Genomic DNA, 17,165 nt, shown 5'->3' on the forward strand with positions numbered 1-17,165 from the left:
ACGCGCCGCTCAAGGCGTGATAACGTAGAAAGCCTCCTATTGCAGAGAGACTCCCGCTAACACACGGTCATACAGGCGTTTTGAATAACCCGGCGAGACCTGAACAGAGAAAAGGTGATATTGGTTATGACAAGCAAAAAAACGGCAACGGTACTGGTCGCCGCAGGACGCAGTAAAAAATTCACGCAAGGTTCCGTAAACCCGATTATCCAACGCGCTTCCTCCCTGGTATTTGATACCGTTCAGGATAAAAAACACGCCACCATCAACCGGGCAAAAGGCGCGCTTTTTTATGGCCGCCGCGGTACGCTGACCCATTTTTCCTTTCAGGAGGCCATGACCGAGCTGGAAGGCGGCGCCGGCTGCGTACTTTATCCCTGCGGTGCGGCGGCGATCGCCAATGCCATCCTTTCCTTCGTTTCGACAGGCGATCACGTACTGGTAACCGGTTCCGCCTACGAGCCGACCCAAAGCTTCTGCAATACCGTTCTCAGTAAAATGAATATCGGCACAACCTATTTCGATCCCTTGATCGGAGCCGGTATCAGCGAGCTCATTCAGGAAAACACCAAGGTGGTGTTTCTGGAATCACCGGGTTCCATCACCATGGAAGTTCATGATGTCCCGGCGATTGTGCAGGCAGTGCGTCGTATCAACCCGGAAATCGTCATCATTATGGATAATACCTGGGCGGCGGGTATCCTGTTCAAGGCGCTGGAATTTGGTATTGATATCTCAGTGCAGTCCGGCACCAAGTACATTGTGGGCCATTCCGATGCCATGTTGGGCACCGCCGTTTCCAACGCTCGCTGTCTGGAGCAGTTGCGCGAACACTCCTACCTGATGGGGCAAATGGTTGATGCCGACACCGCCTACGTTGCCGGCCGCGGCCTGCGTACGCTGGGCGTTCGTTTGAAACAGCATCAGGAAAGCAGTATCCGCATCGCCGAATGGTTGTCAGAACGCCCCGAAGTGGCAGTCGTCAACCACCCGGCACTCCCGGAATGTAAAGGCCACGAATTCTATGTCCGCGATTTCTCAGGGTGTAACGGCCTGTTCTCATTCGTCCTGAAAGAACGGTTGAGCAAAACACAGTTGGCAAACTACCTGGATCACTTCGAGCACTTCAGCATGGCTTATTCATGGGGAGGATTTGAATCGCTGATCCTGGCCAATCAGCCTGATGATTTGGCCTCCATCCGTCCGGTTGCCGGCGTTGATTTTACCGGCACCTTGATTCGGTTACATATCGGACTTGAAGATTGCGACGATCTGATTGAAGACCTGGCTGCGGGCTTTAACAGAATTCAGGAAGTGTGACGGCCATAAGAGCCCCATCGCTTGATTTACCTGCGTCGGGGCGGGCAAAGCGTGTATCATATATATTGATAAACGCTTTACCTTAATCTGAATTCAGCGCTTATCTAATAAATATTACTGGCGGCATTAACACGATAAGCGCATCGCCCTACGTTGGTACCAACGCCATCATTGCGATATGGTGGTCTGGGCATTTTGTCCTGTTTTTGTTTTTTAGGGCTTCAGTCACCTGGCGGGAAGTAGCATGGTTCATGAAATTATTCAGGCGCTATGGCAACAAGATTTCAGCGCACTAGCCGACCCCAAAGTCATCTGGGTGATTTACGGTATTTTGTTTACCACCCTGTTTCTGGAAAACGGATTGCTGCCTGCCTCTTTTCTGCCCGGTGATAGTCTGCTGTTACTGACGGGAGCCATGATTGCCAAAGGCGTTATGAATTTTATTCCGACCATGATTCTGCTGACCGTGGCTGCCAGCCTCGGCTGCTGGTTCAGCTATCTGCAAGGGCGTTGGCTGGGCGATACCCGGCTGGTGAAAGGCTGGCTGTTGCAGTTACCCGCTCACTATCATCAACGGGCTCACCGCCTTTTCTATCGTCACGGACTGGTCGCCTTACTGATCGGTCGTTTTCTGGCTTTTGTCCGCACGCTGTTACCGACGATAGCTGGAATTGCCGGATTAAATAACGCCCGTTTTCAAATATTTAACTGGCTCAGTGGTTTCCTTTGGGTCGGTGGTATCGTGACATTAGGTTACACCCTGAGCCATATTCCGCTGGTAAAACGCTATGAAGATCAGGTGATGACCGCGCTGATCATTCTTCCCATGATCCTGCTGCTGTGCGGATTAATCGGCATGGTCGTCGTGGTGTGGCGTAAACATCTGACACGCCGTCTTCAGTAATTAGCCCGCTTCTACCGCCATATTGCCGGACCTCAGGCGCGCCACTTCATCCCCCGGCGTGGCGCCAAAATAGCGTTTAAATTCACGGCTGAACTGGGACGCGCTTTCATACCCCACCCGCATAGCGGCGGTACTGGCTTTCAGGCCGTCATTCAGCATCATCAAACGCGCCTTATGCAGCCGATAGGACTTCAGATATTGCAACGGTGAGGTATTGGTCACCGCTTTGAAGTTATGGTGAAACGCAGAAACACTCATGTTGACCTCTGCCGCCAGCAGTTCAACATTCAGGCTATCCGCATACTGGTTTTCTATTCGACGCAGCGCCTTCGCAATCTGGCTAAAGTGCGTATGCCGATTCACCAGGGCCTGCAACGATGCGCCGCGCTCGCCGCACAGCATATGATAAATAATCTCTCGGACAATGTGCGGTCCCAACACGCGCGCATCGCGCGGGCTATCCATAGCATCCAGAAGACGTTCGACGGCACACAGCACCTCATCAGTCAAAGGCACGCTATTTACGCCGCAGGTATCGGAACAAGGCCGGATTACACTGTCGTCGTCGCCGATATCAATCAGCAGATCTTGCAGCATCTGCATATCAATACGGATAGAGAGACCAATCAAAGGCTGTTCGACGCTGGCGAACGTCTCACATTCAAAAGGCAACGGTATGGTCATCAGCAGGTAGTTTTTCGGGTCGTAGCGGAATGTTTTCCCGCCCAGATAACCAACCTTCTGCCCCTGCAAAATGATGACAATCATCGGGTCATACATGACCGGCGAACGTGGATGGTGCTCATTCGCATAGAGAATTCTGACCTGTGGAATCGGTGACTGCGTCACCCAGTTTTTTGATGAATGGCATATCGCCTGCTTCACCATCCGCTCACGCGGGCTATCAACGGACATTGCATCACCTCTTCTGTCAATCAGAGACAAAATGCCATAGAGAAGCAAATTTATCACCGCTTTCTATTGGATTTTGTAGAAATAGGCAATAACCAAACAGGAATGAGCATTGTGCAATCGATGATAGATCCCAAGAATAAACCCGATGATTGTCATTGAGACATCCGAACCCCGCTCAGGCGGTGGCAGCACAGATGCTCAGTGAGATGACAACCTGATTTTTATTATTAAATGGGATAAATAACCTAATGCTGAATTTTATACTTCATACCCCAACCAAAATTCTGTTCGGTGAAGGTCAAATCGCTGAATTGAGCAAAGAAATTCCGGCTGACGCACGGATTCTCATCACCTATGGCGGCGGCAGCATAAAACGCAATGGCGTATTGGATCAGGTACACCAGGCGCTGGAAGGACGAAATGTTCTCGAGTTCTCCGGTATCGAACCGAATCCGACTTATGAAACCTTAATGAAGGCCGTTGACATTGTCCGCGCGGAAAAAATTGATTTCCTGCTGGCCGTGGGCGGCGGTTCCGTCGTTGACGGCACCAAATTCATCGCGGCCGCAGCGGACTACCAGGCCGCGCCGGATCCCTGGCATATTCTGGAAACCACCGGGGCCCACATCACCAGCGGTATTGCTATGGGCGCGGTACTGACCCTGCCGGCGACGGGCTCCGAATCAAACAGCGGCGCAGTCATTACCCGCCGTGCTACCGGCGATAAACAGCACTTCTTCTCTCCACATGTTCAGCCGGTATTTGCCGTGCTCGATCCGGTGGTGACTTACACGCTGCCTGAACGCCAGATTGCCAACGGCGTTGTGGATGCCTTTGTTCACACCATTGAGCAATACCTGACCTATCCTATTGATGCCAGGGTGCAGGATCGCTTCTCCGAAGGTTTGCTGCTGACGCTGATCGAAGAGGGACCGCGCGCGCTGTCCGAACCGCAGAATTATAAAGTCCGGGCAAACGTGATGTGGAGCGCCACCATGGCGTTGAACGGACTGATTGGCGCAGGTGTGCCGCAGGACTGGGCGACCCATATGCTGGGTCATGAACTGACGGCGATGCACGGGCTCGATCATGCCCAGACGCTGGCGATTGTCCTGCCTTCCATGCTGACGGCGAAGAAAGCGCAGAAGCGCGCCAAACTGCTGCAATATGCAGAGCGCGTGTGGAACTTACGGGATGGCAGTGAAGATCAGCGTATTGATGGCGCCATCGCCGCAACCCGTGATTTCTTTGAGAAAATGGGCGTTCCCACCCGGATGTCCGACTATCAGTTGGATGGCAGCACCATCCCGGCAATGGTTGCCAAGCTGGAAGAACACGGTATGACGGCGCTGGGTGAGCACCATGACATTACGCTGGCGGATAGTCAGCGGATTTACGAAGCGGCACGGTAATCCTCACCTCCCCGTCAAAACCATCGTCAATCGTTACGCGTTCTAACGTTTTCAGCGCGGGGAAAAAATAACCCGACACGGGATAACCCCGTCTCTGGAAATCGATAGCCGAAATGACGAAGAGGACAAAACCGCAGACGCATTTTTCGGCTAGAATGAAACGACATGCCCGTTCTTGCGAAGCGCGATATCGCATCGAATTGTCGCATCAACGGGCTGCAAATTCCCGTTAACCACCCGATATCACATTGATTAACGGTTAAAAAGGAGAATGACATGACGCAACCTAAAATTAAACTGGCTGACGGCAATATCATGCCGCAGTTAGGACTGGGCGTCTGGCGAGCAAACAATGAAGAAACGGTATCTGCCGTCACTGAAGCCTTAAACACAGGTTATCGCGCCATCGATACCGCCGCGATTTACAAAAATGAAGAGGGTGTCGGTCTGGCATTACAGAAGGCGGAGCTTCCGCGCGATACATTATTCATTACCACCAAACTCTGGAACAGCGATCAGAAGGATCCGCAGAAAGCCCTGGAAGAAAGCCTGCGAAAACTGCAACTGGACTACGTGGATTTGTACCTGATTCATTGGCCGCTGCCGCAGCAGGACACCTACGTGGAGGCCTGGCGGGGGCTGATTAAGCTACAGGAGCAAGGGCTGGCCAAAAGTATTGGCGTCAGTAACTTCCATGCCCACCATTTACAGCGCCTGAAAGACGAAACCGGCGTTCTTCCCGTCATTAACCAGATTGAATTACACCCGCTGTTGCAACAACGTCCGCTGCATATCTGGAACGTGAATCATCATATCCAAACCGAATCCTGGAGCCCGCTGGCCCAAGGTGGCGAGGGTATCTTCGATCAACCGATTATCCGCAAACTGGCAACCAAGTACGATAAAACCCCGGCACAAATCGTCATCCGCTGGCATTTGGATAACGGGCTGGTGGTGATTCCCAAATCGGTGACGCCTTCACGCATTCGGGAAAATTTTAACGTGTTTGATTTCCGGCTGGATAAAGATGAACTCAGCGAAATTGCCAAACTGGATAGCGGCAAACGTCTCGGTCCTGATCCTGATGCGGCCAGAAACGACTAACTTACCTTCTCGCTGCCGGCAGGCTGATGACGCTTGCCGGTAAGTGCGCCCTGCATGTTTTAGTCTGTCACCTGAAACTCATAGACATCGCTGCGACAGTAGATTTCACAATACTCCAGCAGTTCGCCACGCGTATTGTAGGTATGTTGCCGGGATAACAAGATGGGTGAACCCGCAGGAACATGCAAATGCTCAGCGATGTCTGCCGGACACGCCAGCGCTTTCAATCGATAGCGCTTTTTATCCGGATAGATATTCCGAGCGGCCCAATATTGATAGAGCGAATGTTCCAGTTGCTCAGGCTCCGGCAACAACGCCAGCGGGATCCATGTGATCTCCAACGACACCGGATCGCCATTGATTAAACGAACGCGCCGTAACTTGGTTGCCAGCGTCTCTTTCGGCAAAGACATTTCTGCCGCTATCGACGCAGGCAATTTCTTTTTGACCCGTTCAAGCCAGAGATTACCGGCCGCCCCACCTTGCCGCAGCACCAGTGAGGTAAAACCAGCCTCATCAGAATCTAACGAATAGTTCAGATGCTGACTGATTCTGGTTCCCACGCCTTGCTGACGAACAATCAACCCTTTCTTTTCCAACATCGACATAGAACGGGAAACCGTAACGCGGGATAACCCGAGCTGCTGAGCGATCAATCTTTCAGCAGGTAAAAACTGTCCTGACAACGCCTTACGCCGGCCAATTTCCATTTCAAGCAGCGAAGCAAGCTGCATATAACGCGGTGCTGAAGATTGCCCGCCCAGATTATCCCGTATCCAAAGAAGTAATTCCTGCATATCGCAGCCTTTTATTGTTTTATGCTGCTTTCAGCATACGCAATTGTTAAGTACAAATGTTGAGCCAAATGCGTTCGTCAGACGACATTCACTTGGACTTAGATTGGCATCATAAAGGCATTAAATTGGACTTGCACGTTTAGTGTAATATTTGTACACTCTGATAAGAAGTGCCAACACCAGGGGTCATGTGAGTGACTCAAAAAAACACCTCACGACGTCATTTTGGCTGTCTTGTTGTCAGCCGGTGGCGCGATGAAAGTGCATTAATCAAGATTGGTGATGCGGCTGTCTCCGGGAGTACGTTGCCTGCTTTGTCCGGGCGTGGAGTCACAGCCGCCCCACTTTTTCATCAAAACCACCGGTTTCCAAATGCCTTTTCTTTCTGTACGCCCACCATTTCACTCCGCCAAAAAACGATATTGGAAAAGAGAAATCGCTATCTATTGCATCGGCTGGCATTGACATAACTTTATGATACGCTGAACGCATTGGTGCAGATAAGCGGGAACCGGTGAAATAATCGCCATTGTCAGTGGGTATTTCGTGTTACACCGCCAATTCTGATGGTGATACGAATAGGATCGTGCCATCCTCACCGCGACATGGGGAATATTGGATGGCAGTGTACCGCTTCAATTTCAAGACGGCGGGTATCGTACTTTTCCAGCGGCATGGATTCACCATCATCAATCAGTTGGCGTGATTGATTTCCTCCTCCCTGCCGCCCTTCATTGTGTACCTGGGTTAAAAAGGAGCACGCCGGTATGGGTGAAACACAGCAGAAAGGCAGACCTTCACCAGATAAAGACTCCGCACCGTCCGGTGCGCTATCACAAAACAAAACCTGGAAAGTAGAAAATACCGGTATTGATCTGGTGCCGGAATCCGAGCGCACGGGCAAACCGCTGGAGTTATTCTGGATCTGGTGTGCGGCCAATATCGGGATTCTCGGTATTGTTTACGGTGCGATTATTGTGTCGTTCGGTCTTTCTTTTATTCAGTCCATCCTTGCGGCCATCGTCGGCGTCGCCAGCTTTGCGCTGGTCGGTTACACCTCATTTGCCGGACAAACCGGACGAACGGCAACCCTGACGCTCTCCCGGACTATTTTCGGTTTTAAAGGCAACATCGCCCCCACCGCGCTAAGCTGGTTTACCCTGATGGGTTGGGAAGCCGTGAATCTCATCACCGGAACGCTGACGCTCTCCGCACTGTTTGAAGCAACGGGCTTCAGCGCCAACACCACGCTGACAGCCGTTTGTCTGGTTCTGTTCGGCGGTCTGACCATCGCCGTCAGTATTCTGGGGCAAAACACACTGATCTTTTTGCAAAGCTGGATCACCCGTATTTTCGGTACGATGACGCTGGTGGTGGTCATCTATATTCTGTTCAATACGCCGTGGCATGCCGTGTTGTCGTTGCCGTCAGGCAACTGGCTAACGGGTTTTCTACCCGCGGTTTCCGTCATCGCGGCGGGAACCGGCGTAGGCTGGACTATCGCGGGTGCGGACTACAGCCGCTACCAGAGTCCGTCCTCCAGCCGCCGCAGCGTATTTTCGGCGGTGGTCGGTGGAGCGGCATTACCGCTGGTTCTGCTGATGCTGGCAGGCATCCTGCTGTCGTCACAGCTGCCTGACCTCACCAGTTCCGCCAACCCGATCGCGCTGATCGGCAGCATATTGCCTACCTGGATGTCAGTACCTTATCTGCTCACCGCAACGGCGGGAATTGTGACGATTGCCGTGCTCAGCCTCTATTCCGCCAGCCTTAACCTGCTGACCGTGGGTGTAAAAGTACGTCAGTCCGTCGCCGTTGCTTTTGACGCGGTGCTGGTAGTCGGCGTCGCCATCTATGTACTGTTTATTTCCGGTGATTTCCTGACGCCGTTTATCTCCTTCCTGATTTTCTGCGGCCTGTTTCTTGGTCCGTGGTCTGCGGTATTTATCCTCGACTATCTCTGGCTCCGCCAGCATCACGGTTACAATAACGACGCCGTATTTGGACTGAACGGCAAAAACCTTGGCGTACGCTGGGTGCCGTTGATTTGCTGGCTGCTGGGCGCCATTTCCGGCCTGATGGTCACGAAAACCGGCTTCATCGACGGGCCGCTGGCAATCGGTATTTTTGCCAATTCCAGCCTGGGTCTGTTTGTCTCTTTCGGCGTCAGCCTGATCACCTATTGGCTCTATCTGCTGGTCAACCCGCAAGCGAAACAGATATGACAACCTTTATCCCTGAACGCCCGATTGTGGTTATTGGCGGCGCCTGCGGCGATATGCTGCTGGCGTTGCCGCGCCTTCCCGTCAGCGGGGAGGATATCGAAGGCGAAGATCTGGGTCAGCAGATTGGGGGCTGCGCCTTCAACGTGGCCCGCGTGCTGTTTCACCTCACTGTCCCCATCATCAACGGCATGCCTGTCGGCAATGGTCCCTGGGGAAAGGCCGTCGAAGCCGCCATGGCGGAGCTGAATCTGCCGGTGCTGTTACGCAACACGGAAATGGACAATGGCTGGTGCATCGCCATGACGGAACCCAACGGTGAACGGACGTTCATCGGTATCACCGGATGCGAAGCGCATTGCAGCCGGGAACTGCTGCAACAGCTGACGCCGCCGGAAAATGCCTGGATTTATGTGAACGGCTACGAGCTGTTTGGCGCGGGGGGAAAGGCACTACGCGAATGGACACTGGCGCAGCCGCAGAAAAAACTGGTGGATTTTGGGCCGCGTCTGCCGTTCATCCCAGCGGAATTTATTACCGCCCTGTCTGGTACTGACACCATACTGACCTTAAACCGTGACGAGACGAAACAGCTATGCGGGCAAGGCGATCCGGTTTCACAAGCGTTGCGCTATGCGCAACGCAGCGGGTTGACGCTGATCTGTCGGCTGGATAAGGAAGGCGCCTGGATTTGCCCGCCAGACGGCGCGCCGACGACTATCGGGGCCTATGCGGTCAATGTCGTGGACACCATCGGCGCCGGCGATGCGCACAGCGGCGGCCTGCTGGCCGGGCTGTCGGCAGGCTGGCCGCTGCCTGATGCCGTCGATCTGGCTAATCGGGTTGCCGCCTGCGTGGTTGCCGGTAAAGGCGCGGCGGGTGCGCCCGACTGGGCAACACTGCGCCGATACTTTCCGGATTCCCGGCTGCCATAATCAGGCGGCCGGCTGGACGATCAGTTGCCCTGCGGAGCCCCGGTCAGCCATTTCCAGCGTCTGGCTGTAATACAGGAACGGGAATGCCTGTGATGAGGACTGCATAAAATACACCAACAGTTCGACGTCATTATCAACCCAGACGGTATCTTTCCAGCCGCTGTCCTCGATCGGCACGGCCCCGCCGTTCACGCTGCGCACCAGGAACTTCACGCCCTGTATATGGAATGACTGTGGCGTATCGGCATGGATCACCCAGCGCTCGCAGCGTCCAAACTGCGTTTGCACATCCATGCGGGTCATATCCCACATGGCGCCGTTAATACCCGGCAGGCTATCGCCCAGACGAAACTCACGCGTGCGGCTGATGCTGCCTTCAATGATATTATCCGCCAGCAAACGCATCGGCAGATTGTCCGTCACCAACGGCAGTAATCCCGTTGGTTTGAGCGTTAAAACCTGAGTTGAAATCAAAATGCTGGAAGGTTCAAACAGGCCGCGCAGGCGATCCATGATCCCGGCGGATTCGCCCGCCGTCAGCGTCACCTCACCGCCCTGAGACATATCAATCAGGATCTCCCGCCGTTCGCCAGGCGCAAGCGAGATCTGATTCACCGCCATCGGCGCAGGCAGAAGCCCTTGATCGCTGGCGATAACGTGCAGCGAACGTCCATCGTTCAGACGCATCACATAGCGGCGGGCATTCGATGCATTCAACAATCTCAGACGAACCCAGCCGCGGGAAACTTCCACAAACGGATTCTGAACGCCATTCACCAGTAGCGTATCGCCCACGAATCCACCGTTTGCCGGCGGGTTGTAAATCGGCACGCCAAAATTATCCAGACGCTTGTCCTGAATAATCAACGGAAAATCATCAACGCCGTAGTGATTGGGAAGCGGTAGCGATTTGCTGATACTGTCTTCAACCAGCCACAGCCCCGCCAGCCCGTTATAAATATGTGGAGCCATACGGTTCGGCGTATTGGCGTGATACCAGCAGGTCGCGGATGGCTGGCGGATCGGCAGAACGGGCGACCAGTCCATACCCGGCGAAATAATACGTGCAGCGCCGCCCATCAGCGATCCGGGAACCTGTAATCCACCAATCGTCATCGCCACGGGTTCATTTAGCCGGTTGCTATAAATCAGCTTGACGTCATCCCCGTCAAACACCCGCACCGTTGGCCCTAAATACCGGCCGTTGATCCCCCAAACCGAGGTTTTGCGATCGCCGACAAAGGCCCAGTGCGCACGTTGCATCGTCAGAAACAAAGGTTGCCCTCGGCGCGACTCCAGCAATGGCGGGATCGGTAATGCGCCGGGAATGCCATTTGCGTTCGCCGTCAATGGCGTCATACCCGCACACAGCGCAAGGCCCGATGCCTGAATAAACTGACGTCGGCTGAGTGACATAATGACTCCGTAAATCTGTTAAACCGTCTGCAAAGTTTAACTTCCGGTAACTTATCCGGAAGAAATAACTATTTGGCCTGAGTAAGGGTTATTTTTTTTCCGCCGCGTTGCGTGCCGCCACTTCCGCATCCAGCTGTGCCAGCTTGGCGGCCATCAGGTCGTGGCAATGTGCGGCCAGCTCACGAACCTGTTCTTTAGTATAGGAACGGGTATCGACCGGCGGCAGCATTTCCACGATAACGTGGCCGTTATTCCAGCGATTCAGCTTCACTTTGTTGCTGGTCGTCGAAACACAAATCGGTACAATCGGCACTTCCGCGCTGATCGCCGCATGAAACGCGCCGGTTTTAAACGGTAATAGACCACGCCCGCGACTACGCGTCCCTTCCGGGAACATCCAGATAGAAATGTTGCGTTCTTTGATATGTTTCACCACCTGAGCGATGGTGCCATGCGCTTTGGTACGATTTTCTCTATCAATCAGCAGGTTGCCCGTCAGCCAGTAAAGCGGCCCAAAAAAGGGAATCCACAGCAGGCTCTTTTTCCCGACGGTCACCGTACGCGGTTGCACGGCATTCGACGCAGTAACCATATCGTAATTATTCTGGTGGTTGGCGATATAGATACAATTGCCGTAATGCGCTGCCTCTTCCGGTATACGTAATTCAACCTTCAGGCCAAACACCACTGACAAGCGACCGAAAAGGCGGCCAAATGTCGATACATGACCTGGGTTTTTTGGGCTGAACAGGCAGTAAATGGAGCCAAAAATGCAGATCAGAAGCGAAAATACGATCACCACAATAAAACGAAGAACGAATAACATAGCAACCTCATTAGCCAACAGCCGCCGCTAGTATAGCGATTTCGCTATAAAAAACACGGTGATTCCTTTTGCAGCGGATTGGCGTTCTGGTAATCAGATAATGTCCGAAGGGATCAGGCATGCCGGGACGAAGATGCCCTACACATCGTCCCGCCCCGGCGTTGATTATTTATTCTTCACTACCGCCATCGCCAGCTTGCTTCGGCGCATCCACATCAATGCGATCGATGCGTTGCAGACCGCGCAACAACGTGCCCTTACGACCCCGTTCAGACTGGTATTTCTGTAGCTCATTGGGGCGCAGCACCAGCTTGCGTTTGCCGAAATACAGCGTGACCGACGCCTGCGGAGGCAGCAGCAGCAGCCAGGACAGACGATCCTTGCCGCTGGTAAAATCCGCGGACGAAATCGACACGATCTTGTTGCCTTTGCCTTTCGACAACTGCGGTAAGTCAGAGACGGGGAACAGCAACATCCTGCCAGCTGCGGTAATTGCCATCAACAGGTTGTCATCGCCTTTGATTTCAATCGGCGTAAGCGTTTTCGCCTTATCCGGCAGGGTAATAATCGCTTTACCTGCACGGTTGCGCGCGACCAGATCGTTAAAGGTACAGACGAATCCATATCCGGCATCCGACGCCATCAGCAGCGGCTGATCGTCTGCCGCCATCAGCACCTGCTCAATCGTCGCGCCCGGCGGCGGCGTCAATTTGCCCGTCAACGGCTCACCCTGACCCCGCGCAGAAGGCAACGTGAGGGGATCCAAAGCATAACTGCGTCCGGTAGAATCGATAAACACCACCGGCTGGCTGGTTTTCCCTTTGGCGGCGGCCCGGAAGCTATCGCCCGCCTTATAACTCAGTCCGGCAGGATCGATGTCGTGCCCTTTGGCGCTGCGCACCCAACCCATTTCCGACAACACAATCGTCACGGGTTCGGAAGGCACGAAATCATGTTCGCTCATGGCTTTCGCTTCGCCGCGTTCCTGTAGCGGTGAACGACGTTCATCGCCATAGGCCTGCGCATCCGCCTGGATTTCTTTTTTCAGCAGATTGCTGAGCTTACGTTCTGACGCCAGCAGCGCCTGAAGCTGATCGCGCTCTTTCGCCAGATCATCCTGCTCACCCCGGATTTTCATCTCTTCCAGTTTGGCCAAATGACGTAATTTCAACTCCAGTATCGCTTCAGCCTGCGTTTCACTCAGGCTGAACTGCCGCATCAGAACCGGCTTGGGTTCGTCCTCCGTACGGATGATGTGAATCACTTCATCAATATTCAGGAACGCCACCAGCAAACCTTCGAGGATATGCAGGCGCTTGAGCACTTTCTCCAACCGATAATTCAGCCGGCGGCGCACGGTATCGCGACGGAATACCAGCCATTCGCTCAGGATTTCGACCAGCCCCTTCACGCCGGGACGCCCATCCAGACCGATCATGTTCATGTTGATGCGGTAGCTTTTTTCCAGATCGGTGGTCGCGAACAGGTGGTTCATCACCAGATCGAAATCGATACGGTTAGAGCGTGGCACCAGCACCAGACGGGTCGGGTTTTCGTGATCGGATTCATCGCGCAAATCTTCAATCATCGGCAGTTTTTTGGCGCGCATCTGACTGGCTATCTGCTCCAGCACCTTGGCGCCCGAAACCTGATGAGGCAGAGCGGTGATCACCACCTCGCCATCTTCTTTCTTCCAGATGGCGCGCATGCGAACCGAGCCGCGTCCATTCTGGTAAATCCTGCGCACTTCCTCACGCGGCGTGATGATTTCCGCTTCGGTAGGGAAATCCGGCCCCTGAACGTACTGCAACAGATCTTCCAGCGAAGAGTCCGGTTTATCGATCAGCGCCACCGCGGCGGCGGCCACTTCACGGATATTGTGCGGCGGAATGTCTGTCGCCATACCGACCGCAATGCCCGTCGTACCGTTCAGCAGAATATTGGGCAGGCGCGCAGGCAGCATCTTCGGTTCCTGCATCGTACCGTCAAAGTTCGGGACATAGTCGACCGTCCCCTGCCCCAGCTCCCCAAGCAGCACTTCCGCATATCTGGACAGCCGCGACTCGGTATAACGCATGGCCGCAAATGACTTCGGATCATCCGGCGCGCCCCAGTTACCCTGCCCGTCCACCAGCGTATAGCGGTAGGAGAACGGCTGCGCCATTAATACCATCGCTTCATAGCAGGCGCTGTCGCCGTGCGGATGGTATTTACCCAGCACGTCGCCAACGGTACGCGCGGATTTTTTGAATTTGGCGCTGGCATTCAGCCCCAGCTCCGACATGGCGTACACGATACGTCGCTGTACGGGTTTCAGACCATCGCCAATGAACGGCAATGCCCGGTCCATGATGACGTACATGGAATAGTTCAGATACGCATTTTCAGTAAACGTATGCAGCGCAAGGCTTTCTGCGCCGTCATGAGTCATCTCACTCATTTATTTCACTTTCCTCACATCGCGGCGCGATTATAACGCTTTCCGACACGCCATACGGCGGTATGTTTGGCGAGAATAGTACCTTATCTGATGATGCTCTGTCACAGAGAACAGGGGACAAACGGTGGAAAGCGCGTCAGGCATTCGTCCAATCGTGCCAATACATTTATTTTCCCGCCATTATGAAAAAAATAATTAATATGCAGATAAGATCACAGTTATTTATTTTAGCCCGTAATGTGATCGCGATCTCAATTAATGAATGTTAAAAATAATGTTTTAATTTTGTCCCATCCAGCGGACACCATTTAGTATTGTCGTGATTTATTATCACGACTAGATTAATCATTACAGAACCACCTGAAATAACATCCCGAAAGCACAGCACAGGAAATAAGTTTAAAAAAAATTGAAATATAAGCATCAGAGAATCTCACACTCAACACAAGGGTAATATGATGCAGCCACTTACCTCCAGACAGAACCGATTATTAAAATATCTGCTACAGCATCAGGAGCATGTAACGGTTAAAAATATTGCGCATTATCTGGATGTGTCAGAAAAGACCGTTTATCGCGATATGCAGTTTGTTGAAGCCTTCCTTTCTGTCTGGAATATCTATCCAGACAAAAAGGTCGGCGCGGGAATAATGTTAACCGCTGACGACGATCGACATTTAACCTTGCTGGAACAGCAAATTGTGGTGGATGATGGTGATACCGACGCACTGATTAACAATTCTCGTCGTGTCAAAATCGCCTCACAGTTGTTGAGCGACACCCCCCATGAAACATCGATCAGTAAACTGTCAGAACGCTATTTTATCAGCAGCGCCTCCATCGTTAACGATCTCAAGATCATCGAAAGCTGGCTGCACCCACTGGGATTGTCGCTGGTGCGCAGCCAGAGCGGTACGCATATTGAAGGCAGTGAGGGCAGCGTGCGGCAGGCCATGGCCTCGTTAATCAATGATGTCATGCATCACAAAGAACCCGGCCCCCTTACCCATTCCCGTCTCGATCCCGGCAGCTATAAGGCGCTGATAAATTATTTCGGCGCAGAGGACGTCGCTTTTGTGCAATCGCTGTTACAGGAGATGGAACAGCAGCTTTCCTATCCGCTCGGCGAACCCTATTACATAAATATTTTCACCCACACCTTAATTATGATGCACCGCATCGCGCAGGGAAAAGCGTTAATGATGAATGAAGAGGCGATTCATCAGCAGGTGGATAACCGGGTATTTTCCATTGCGAAAAATATGGTCGCCAGAATAGAACAACGCGTCGATAACCGTTTACCTTCTGATGAAGTCTGGTTTATTTATCAATATATTATTTCCTCCGGCATTGTGATGGAGGAACGTGCGGATAATCAGGCTCTTCACTATCAATTTTCCAATGGAGAATCACGCCAACTCACCCGGGCGATCGTTCAGGTATTTTCCGATTTAATCAATATAGACCTACGCGCGGATAAACTTCTGCATGAAGGATTGCTTATTCACATCAAGCCATTACTCAACCGATTAAAATATCAGATTCATATTCGAAATCCTTTATTAGAAGATATCAAAAATGAATTTCAGGATATTTATCAGATTACCCGTCAGGCGATGGATAAAGTCTGTCGGCAATTTCAATTAAAAACGATAGCCGAGGATGAAGTCGGTTACCTGACCATTCATTTTCAGGCCGCGCTGGAACGACAAATCGCCCATAAGCGCATTCTGGTGGTCTGTTCCAGCGGTGTCGGCACATCGCACCTGTTGAAGAGCCGTATTCTGAGAGCCTTTCCCGACTGGTTTATCGTTGGCGTGGTCTCGGCCAGCAATATGCTGACTTTTTGTCAGCAGGAAAATATCGAGCTGATTATTTCCACCATTCATCTGGAAGAGCAGCAGATACCCATTGTTTATGTGTCCGCCTTTTTTAATGACGATGACATTAAGCGGGTTACCGAAAAAGTTATCGCCAATAAATTGCATCAGGCCGAACATCAATGTTCCGCGGCCGATCATTAATTTCCTTAAATTTATCGATGAGGTGTGATTAATGGATATCAATAAAATACTCAATGCCAACCGCGTGAAATTAACCATGTCCGCAACCAATAAAGATGAGGCGATTAATGAGCTAGCCGACCTGTTATATGCCGATGGCGCCATCACCAACAAACAGGATTTTATTCACGATGTGTGGTTGCGCGAGGCCGAAGGCTCCACCGGTTTTGAAAACCATATTGCGATCCCGCATGGAAAATCCTCAGCCGTAAAACAGACCACGCTCGCCATTGGCCGCACGCGTCAGGATATTCCCTGGGAAACGCTGGATGGCAGCAAAGTCCGCTGCATCATTCTTTTTGCCGTGCGTCTGGAAGATCAGAACACGACACATATTCGCCTGCTGTCTCAGGTTGCCAGCGCACTGGCCGACGATGAGGTGATCGCCCGACTGTTAGACGAGTCCGATCCCCATAAAATTATCCGACTGTTTAGTCAGTATGCAGAAACAGCCCCTGTAAATCCGACATAAAACGAGGCTCAAAATGAATATTGTTTGTGTTGCCGCCTGTACGGCGGGCATCGCGCATACCTATATCGCACGAGAGAAACTCATTAAGGGAGCCCAGGCCTTAAATTACGCGATTCGAGTAGAAACCCAGGGCACCATTGGCACCGAAAATGAATTAACTCCCGATGAAATAGCCGCAGCCGATGTCGTTATTCTGGCCGTCGATATCAAAATAAAGGGGGAAGAACGGTTTAAAGGTAAACCTATCGTCCGGGTAAAAACGGAAATTGTCATTAAATCTCCGGTCAAGTTTCTGGAAAAAGTCGCGGGTTCTTTAGCACGTGCCTGAATAACCATTTT

General features: G+C 52.3%; 14 protein-coding genes. 9 read left to right on the forward strand and 5 right to left on the reverse strand.

The annotated features are described in order from the left end of the window. Window positions 1-126: 126 nt before the first annotated feature. Window positions 127-1,320: a cystathionine beta-lyase gene (metC, locus tag DDT52_RS10045; protein ID WP_136156217.1), complete on the forward strand. Its 1,194-nt coding sequence runs from the start codon at window positions 127-129 to the stop codon at window positions 1,318-1,320. A 244-nt stretch (window positions 1,321-1,564) separates the two neighbouring features. Continuing rightward, window positions 1,565-2,224 carry a DedA family protein gene (locus tag DDT52_RS10050; protein ID WP_109053824.1) on the forward strand — a complete coding sequence of 220 codons (660 nt, stop codon included), beginning with the start codon at window positions 1,565-1,567 and terminating at the stop codon, window positions 2,222-2,224. On the opposite strand, the gene DDT52_RS10055 is transcribed toward DDT52_RS10050, so the two are convergent. Continuing rightward, on the reverse strand, window positions 2,225-3,139 hold the full coding sequence (locus tag DDT52_RS10055; RefSeq protein ID WP_136156218.1) for an AraC family transcriptional regulator: 915 nt from the start codon (window positions 3,137-3,139) through the stop codon (window positions 2,225-2,227). Window positions 3,140-3,387: 248 nt separating this feature from the next. Here DDT52_RS10055 and yqhD point away from each other — a divergent pair, with 248 nt between their 5' ends. Beyond that, window positions 3,388-4,551, forward strand: coding sequence for an alcohol dehydrogenase (yqhD, locus tag DDT52_RS10060; protein ID WP_136156219.1), 1,164 nt, complete (start codon window positions 3,388-3,390; stop codon window positions 4,549-4,551). Window positions 4,552-4,827: 276 nt separating this feature from the next. Next, window positions 4,828-5,655, forward strand: a complete 828-nt coding sequence (dkgA, locus tag DDT52_RS10065; protein ID WP_136156220.1) for a 2,5-didehydrogluconate reductase DkgA — start codon at window positions 4,828-4,830, stop codon at window positions 5,653-5,655. Window positions 5,656-5,714: 59 nt separating this feature from the next. On the opposite strand, the gene DDT52_RS10070 is transcribed toward dkgA, so the two are convergent. After that, window positions 5,715-6,452, reverse strand: a complete 738-nt coding sequence (locus DDT52_RS10070; protein WP_136156221.1) for a GntR family transcriptional regulator — start codon at window positions 6,450-6,452, stop codon at window positions 5,715-5,717. A gap of 767 nt (window positions 6,453-7,219) precedes the next feature. Here DDT52_RS10070 and DDT52_RS10075 point away from each other — a divergent pair. Next, window positions 7,220-8,677, forward strand: coding sequence for a purine-cytosine permease family protein (locus DDT52_RS10075; protein WP_136156222.1), 1,458 nt, complete (start codon window positions 7,220-7,222; stop codon window positions 8,675-8,677). Then, window positions 8,674-9,609, forward strand: a complete 936-nt coding sequence (locus DDT52_RS10080; protein WP_136156223.1) for a PfkB family carbohydrate kinase — start codon at window positions 8,674-8,676, stop codon at window positions 9,607-9,609. The genes DDT52_RS10075 and DDT52_RS10080 overlap by 4 nt, the downstream gene beginning before the upstream one ends. Here the strand turns inward: DDT52_RS10080 and ftsP are convergent, their stop codons facing one another. From ftsP to parC, 3 genes are all read right to left on the reverse strand, one after another. Further along, window positions 9,610-11,025 carry a cell division protein FtsP gene (gene ftsP, locus DDT52_RS10085; protein WP_136156224.1) on the reverse strand — a complete coding sequence of 472 codons (1,416 nt, stop codon included), beginning with the start codon at window positions 11,023-11,025 and terminating at the stop codon, window positions 9,610-9,612. It abuts the gene before it with no gap. A gap of 88 nt (window positions 11,026-11,113) precedes the next feature. Then, window positions 11,114-11,851 carry a 1-acylglycerol-3-phosphate O-acyltransferase gene (locus DDT52_RS10090; protein ID WP_136156225.1) on the reverse strand — a complete coding sequence of 246 codons (738 nt, stop codon included), beginning with the start codon at window positions 11,849-11,851 and terminating at the stop codon, window positions 11,114-11,116. A 169-nt stretch (window positions 11,852-12,020) separates the two neighbouring features. Continuing rightward, the gene (parC, locus tag DDT52_RS10095) at window positions 12,021-14,291 is read right to left on the reverse strand and encodes a DNA topoisomerase IV subunit A (RefSeq protein ID WP_136156226.1); all 2,271 of its coding nucleotides are present in this window, start codon (window positions 14,289-14,291) and stop codon (window positions 12,021-12,023) included. 455 nt (window positions 14,292-14,746) lie between these two features. Between parC and DDT52_RS10100 the strand changes: the two genes are divergently transcribed. Genes DDT52_RS10100 through DDT52_RS10110 form a run of 3 tightly spaced genes read left to right on the forward strand, consistent with a single transcriptional unit; the run spans window position 14,747 to window position 17,154 of the window. Continuing rightward, window positions 14,747-16,315, forward strand: a complete 1,569-nt coding sequence (locus DDT52_RS10100) for a BglG family transcription antiterminator (RefSeq protein ID WP_136156227.1) — start codon at window positions 14,747-14,749, stop codon at window positions 16,313-16,315. Window positions 16,316-16,346: 31 nt separating this feature from the next. Next, window positions 16,347-16,826 carry a PTS sugar transporter subunit IIA gene (locus DDT52_RS10105; protein ID WP_136156228.1) on the forward strand — a complete coding sequence of 160 codons (480 nt, stop codon included), beginning with the start codon at window positions 16,347-16,349 and terminating at the stop codon, window positions 16,824-16,826. Window positions 16,827-16,839: 13 nt separating this feature from the next. Further along, window positions 16,840-17,154 carry a PTS fructose transporter subunit IIB gene (locus tag DDT52_RS10110; protein ID WP_136156229.1) on the forward strand — a complete coding sequence of 105 codons (315 nt, stop codon included), beginning with the start codon at window positions 16,840-16,842 and terminating at the stop codon, window positions 17,152-17,154. The last annotated feature ends 11 nt before the right edge of the window (window positions 17,155-17,165 follow it).

It is taken from the genome of Brenneria roseae subsp. roseae (genome assembly GCF_003115845.1).
Lineage (GTDB): Bacteria > Pseudomonadota > Gammaproteobacteria > Enterobacterales > Enterobacteriaceae > Brenneria > Brenneria roseae.

Bases quoted from the DNA above. Each gene is read 5' to 3' on its own strand.
- metC (WP_136156217.1), top strand. From the start codon at position 127: ATGACAAGCAAAAAAACGGCAACGGTACTGGTCGCCGCAGGACGCAGT.
- DDT52_RS10050 (WP_109053824.1), top strand. From the start codon at position 1,565: ATGGTTCATGAAATTATTCAGGCGCTATGGCAACAAGATTTCAGCGCA.
- DDT52_RS10055 (WP_136156218.1), bottom strand. From the start codon at position 3,139: ATGTCCGTTGATAGCCCGCGTGAGCGGATGGTGAAGCAGGCGATATGC.
- yqhD (WP_136156219.1), top strand. From the start codon at position 3,388: ATGCTGAATTTTATACTTCATACCCCAACCAAAATTCTGTTCGGTGAA.
- dkgA (WP_136156220.1), top strand. From the start codon at position 4,828: ATGACGCAACCTAAAATTAAACTGGCTGACGGCAATATCATGCCGCAG.
- DDT52_RS10070 (WP_136156221.1), bottom strand. From the start codon at position 6,452: ATGCAGGAATTACTTCTTTGGATACGGGATAATCTGGGCGGGCAATCT.
- DDT52_RS10075 (WP_136156222.1), top strand. From the start codon at position 7,220: ATGGGTGAAACACAGCAGAAAGGCAGACCTTCACCAGATAAAGACTCC.
- DDT52_RS10080 (WP_136156223.1), top strand. From the start codon at position 8,674: ATGACAACCTTTATCCCTGAACGCCCGATTGTGGTTATTGGCGGCGCC.
- ftsP (WP_136156224.1), bottom strand. From the start codon at position 11,025: ATGTCACTCAGCCGACGTCAGTTTATTCAGGCATCGGGCCTTGCGCTG.
- DDT52_RS10090 (WP_136156225.1), bottom strand. From the start codon at position 11,851: ATGTTATTCGTTCTTCGTTTTATTGTGGTGATCGTATTTTCGCTTCTG.
- parC (WP_136156226.1), bottom strand. From the start codon at position 14,291: ATGAGTGAGATGACTCATGACGGCGCAGAAAGCCTTGCGCTGCATACG.
- DDT52_RS10100 (WP_136156227.1), top strand. From the start codon at position 14,747: ATGATGCAGCCACTTACCTCCAGACAGAACCGATTATTAAAATATCTG.
- DDT52_RS10105 (WP_136156228.1), top strand. From the start codon at position 16,347: ATGGATATCAATAAAATACTCAATGCCAACCGCGTGAAATTAACCATG.
- DDT52_RS10110 (WP_136156229.1), top strand. From the start codon at position 16,840: ATGAATATTGTTTGTGTTGCCGCCTGTACGGCGGGCATCGCGCATACC.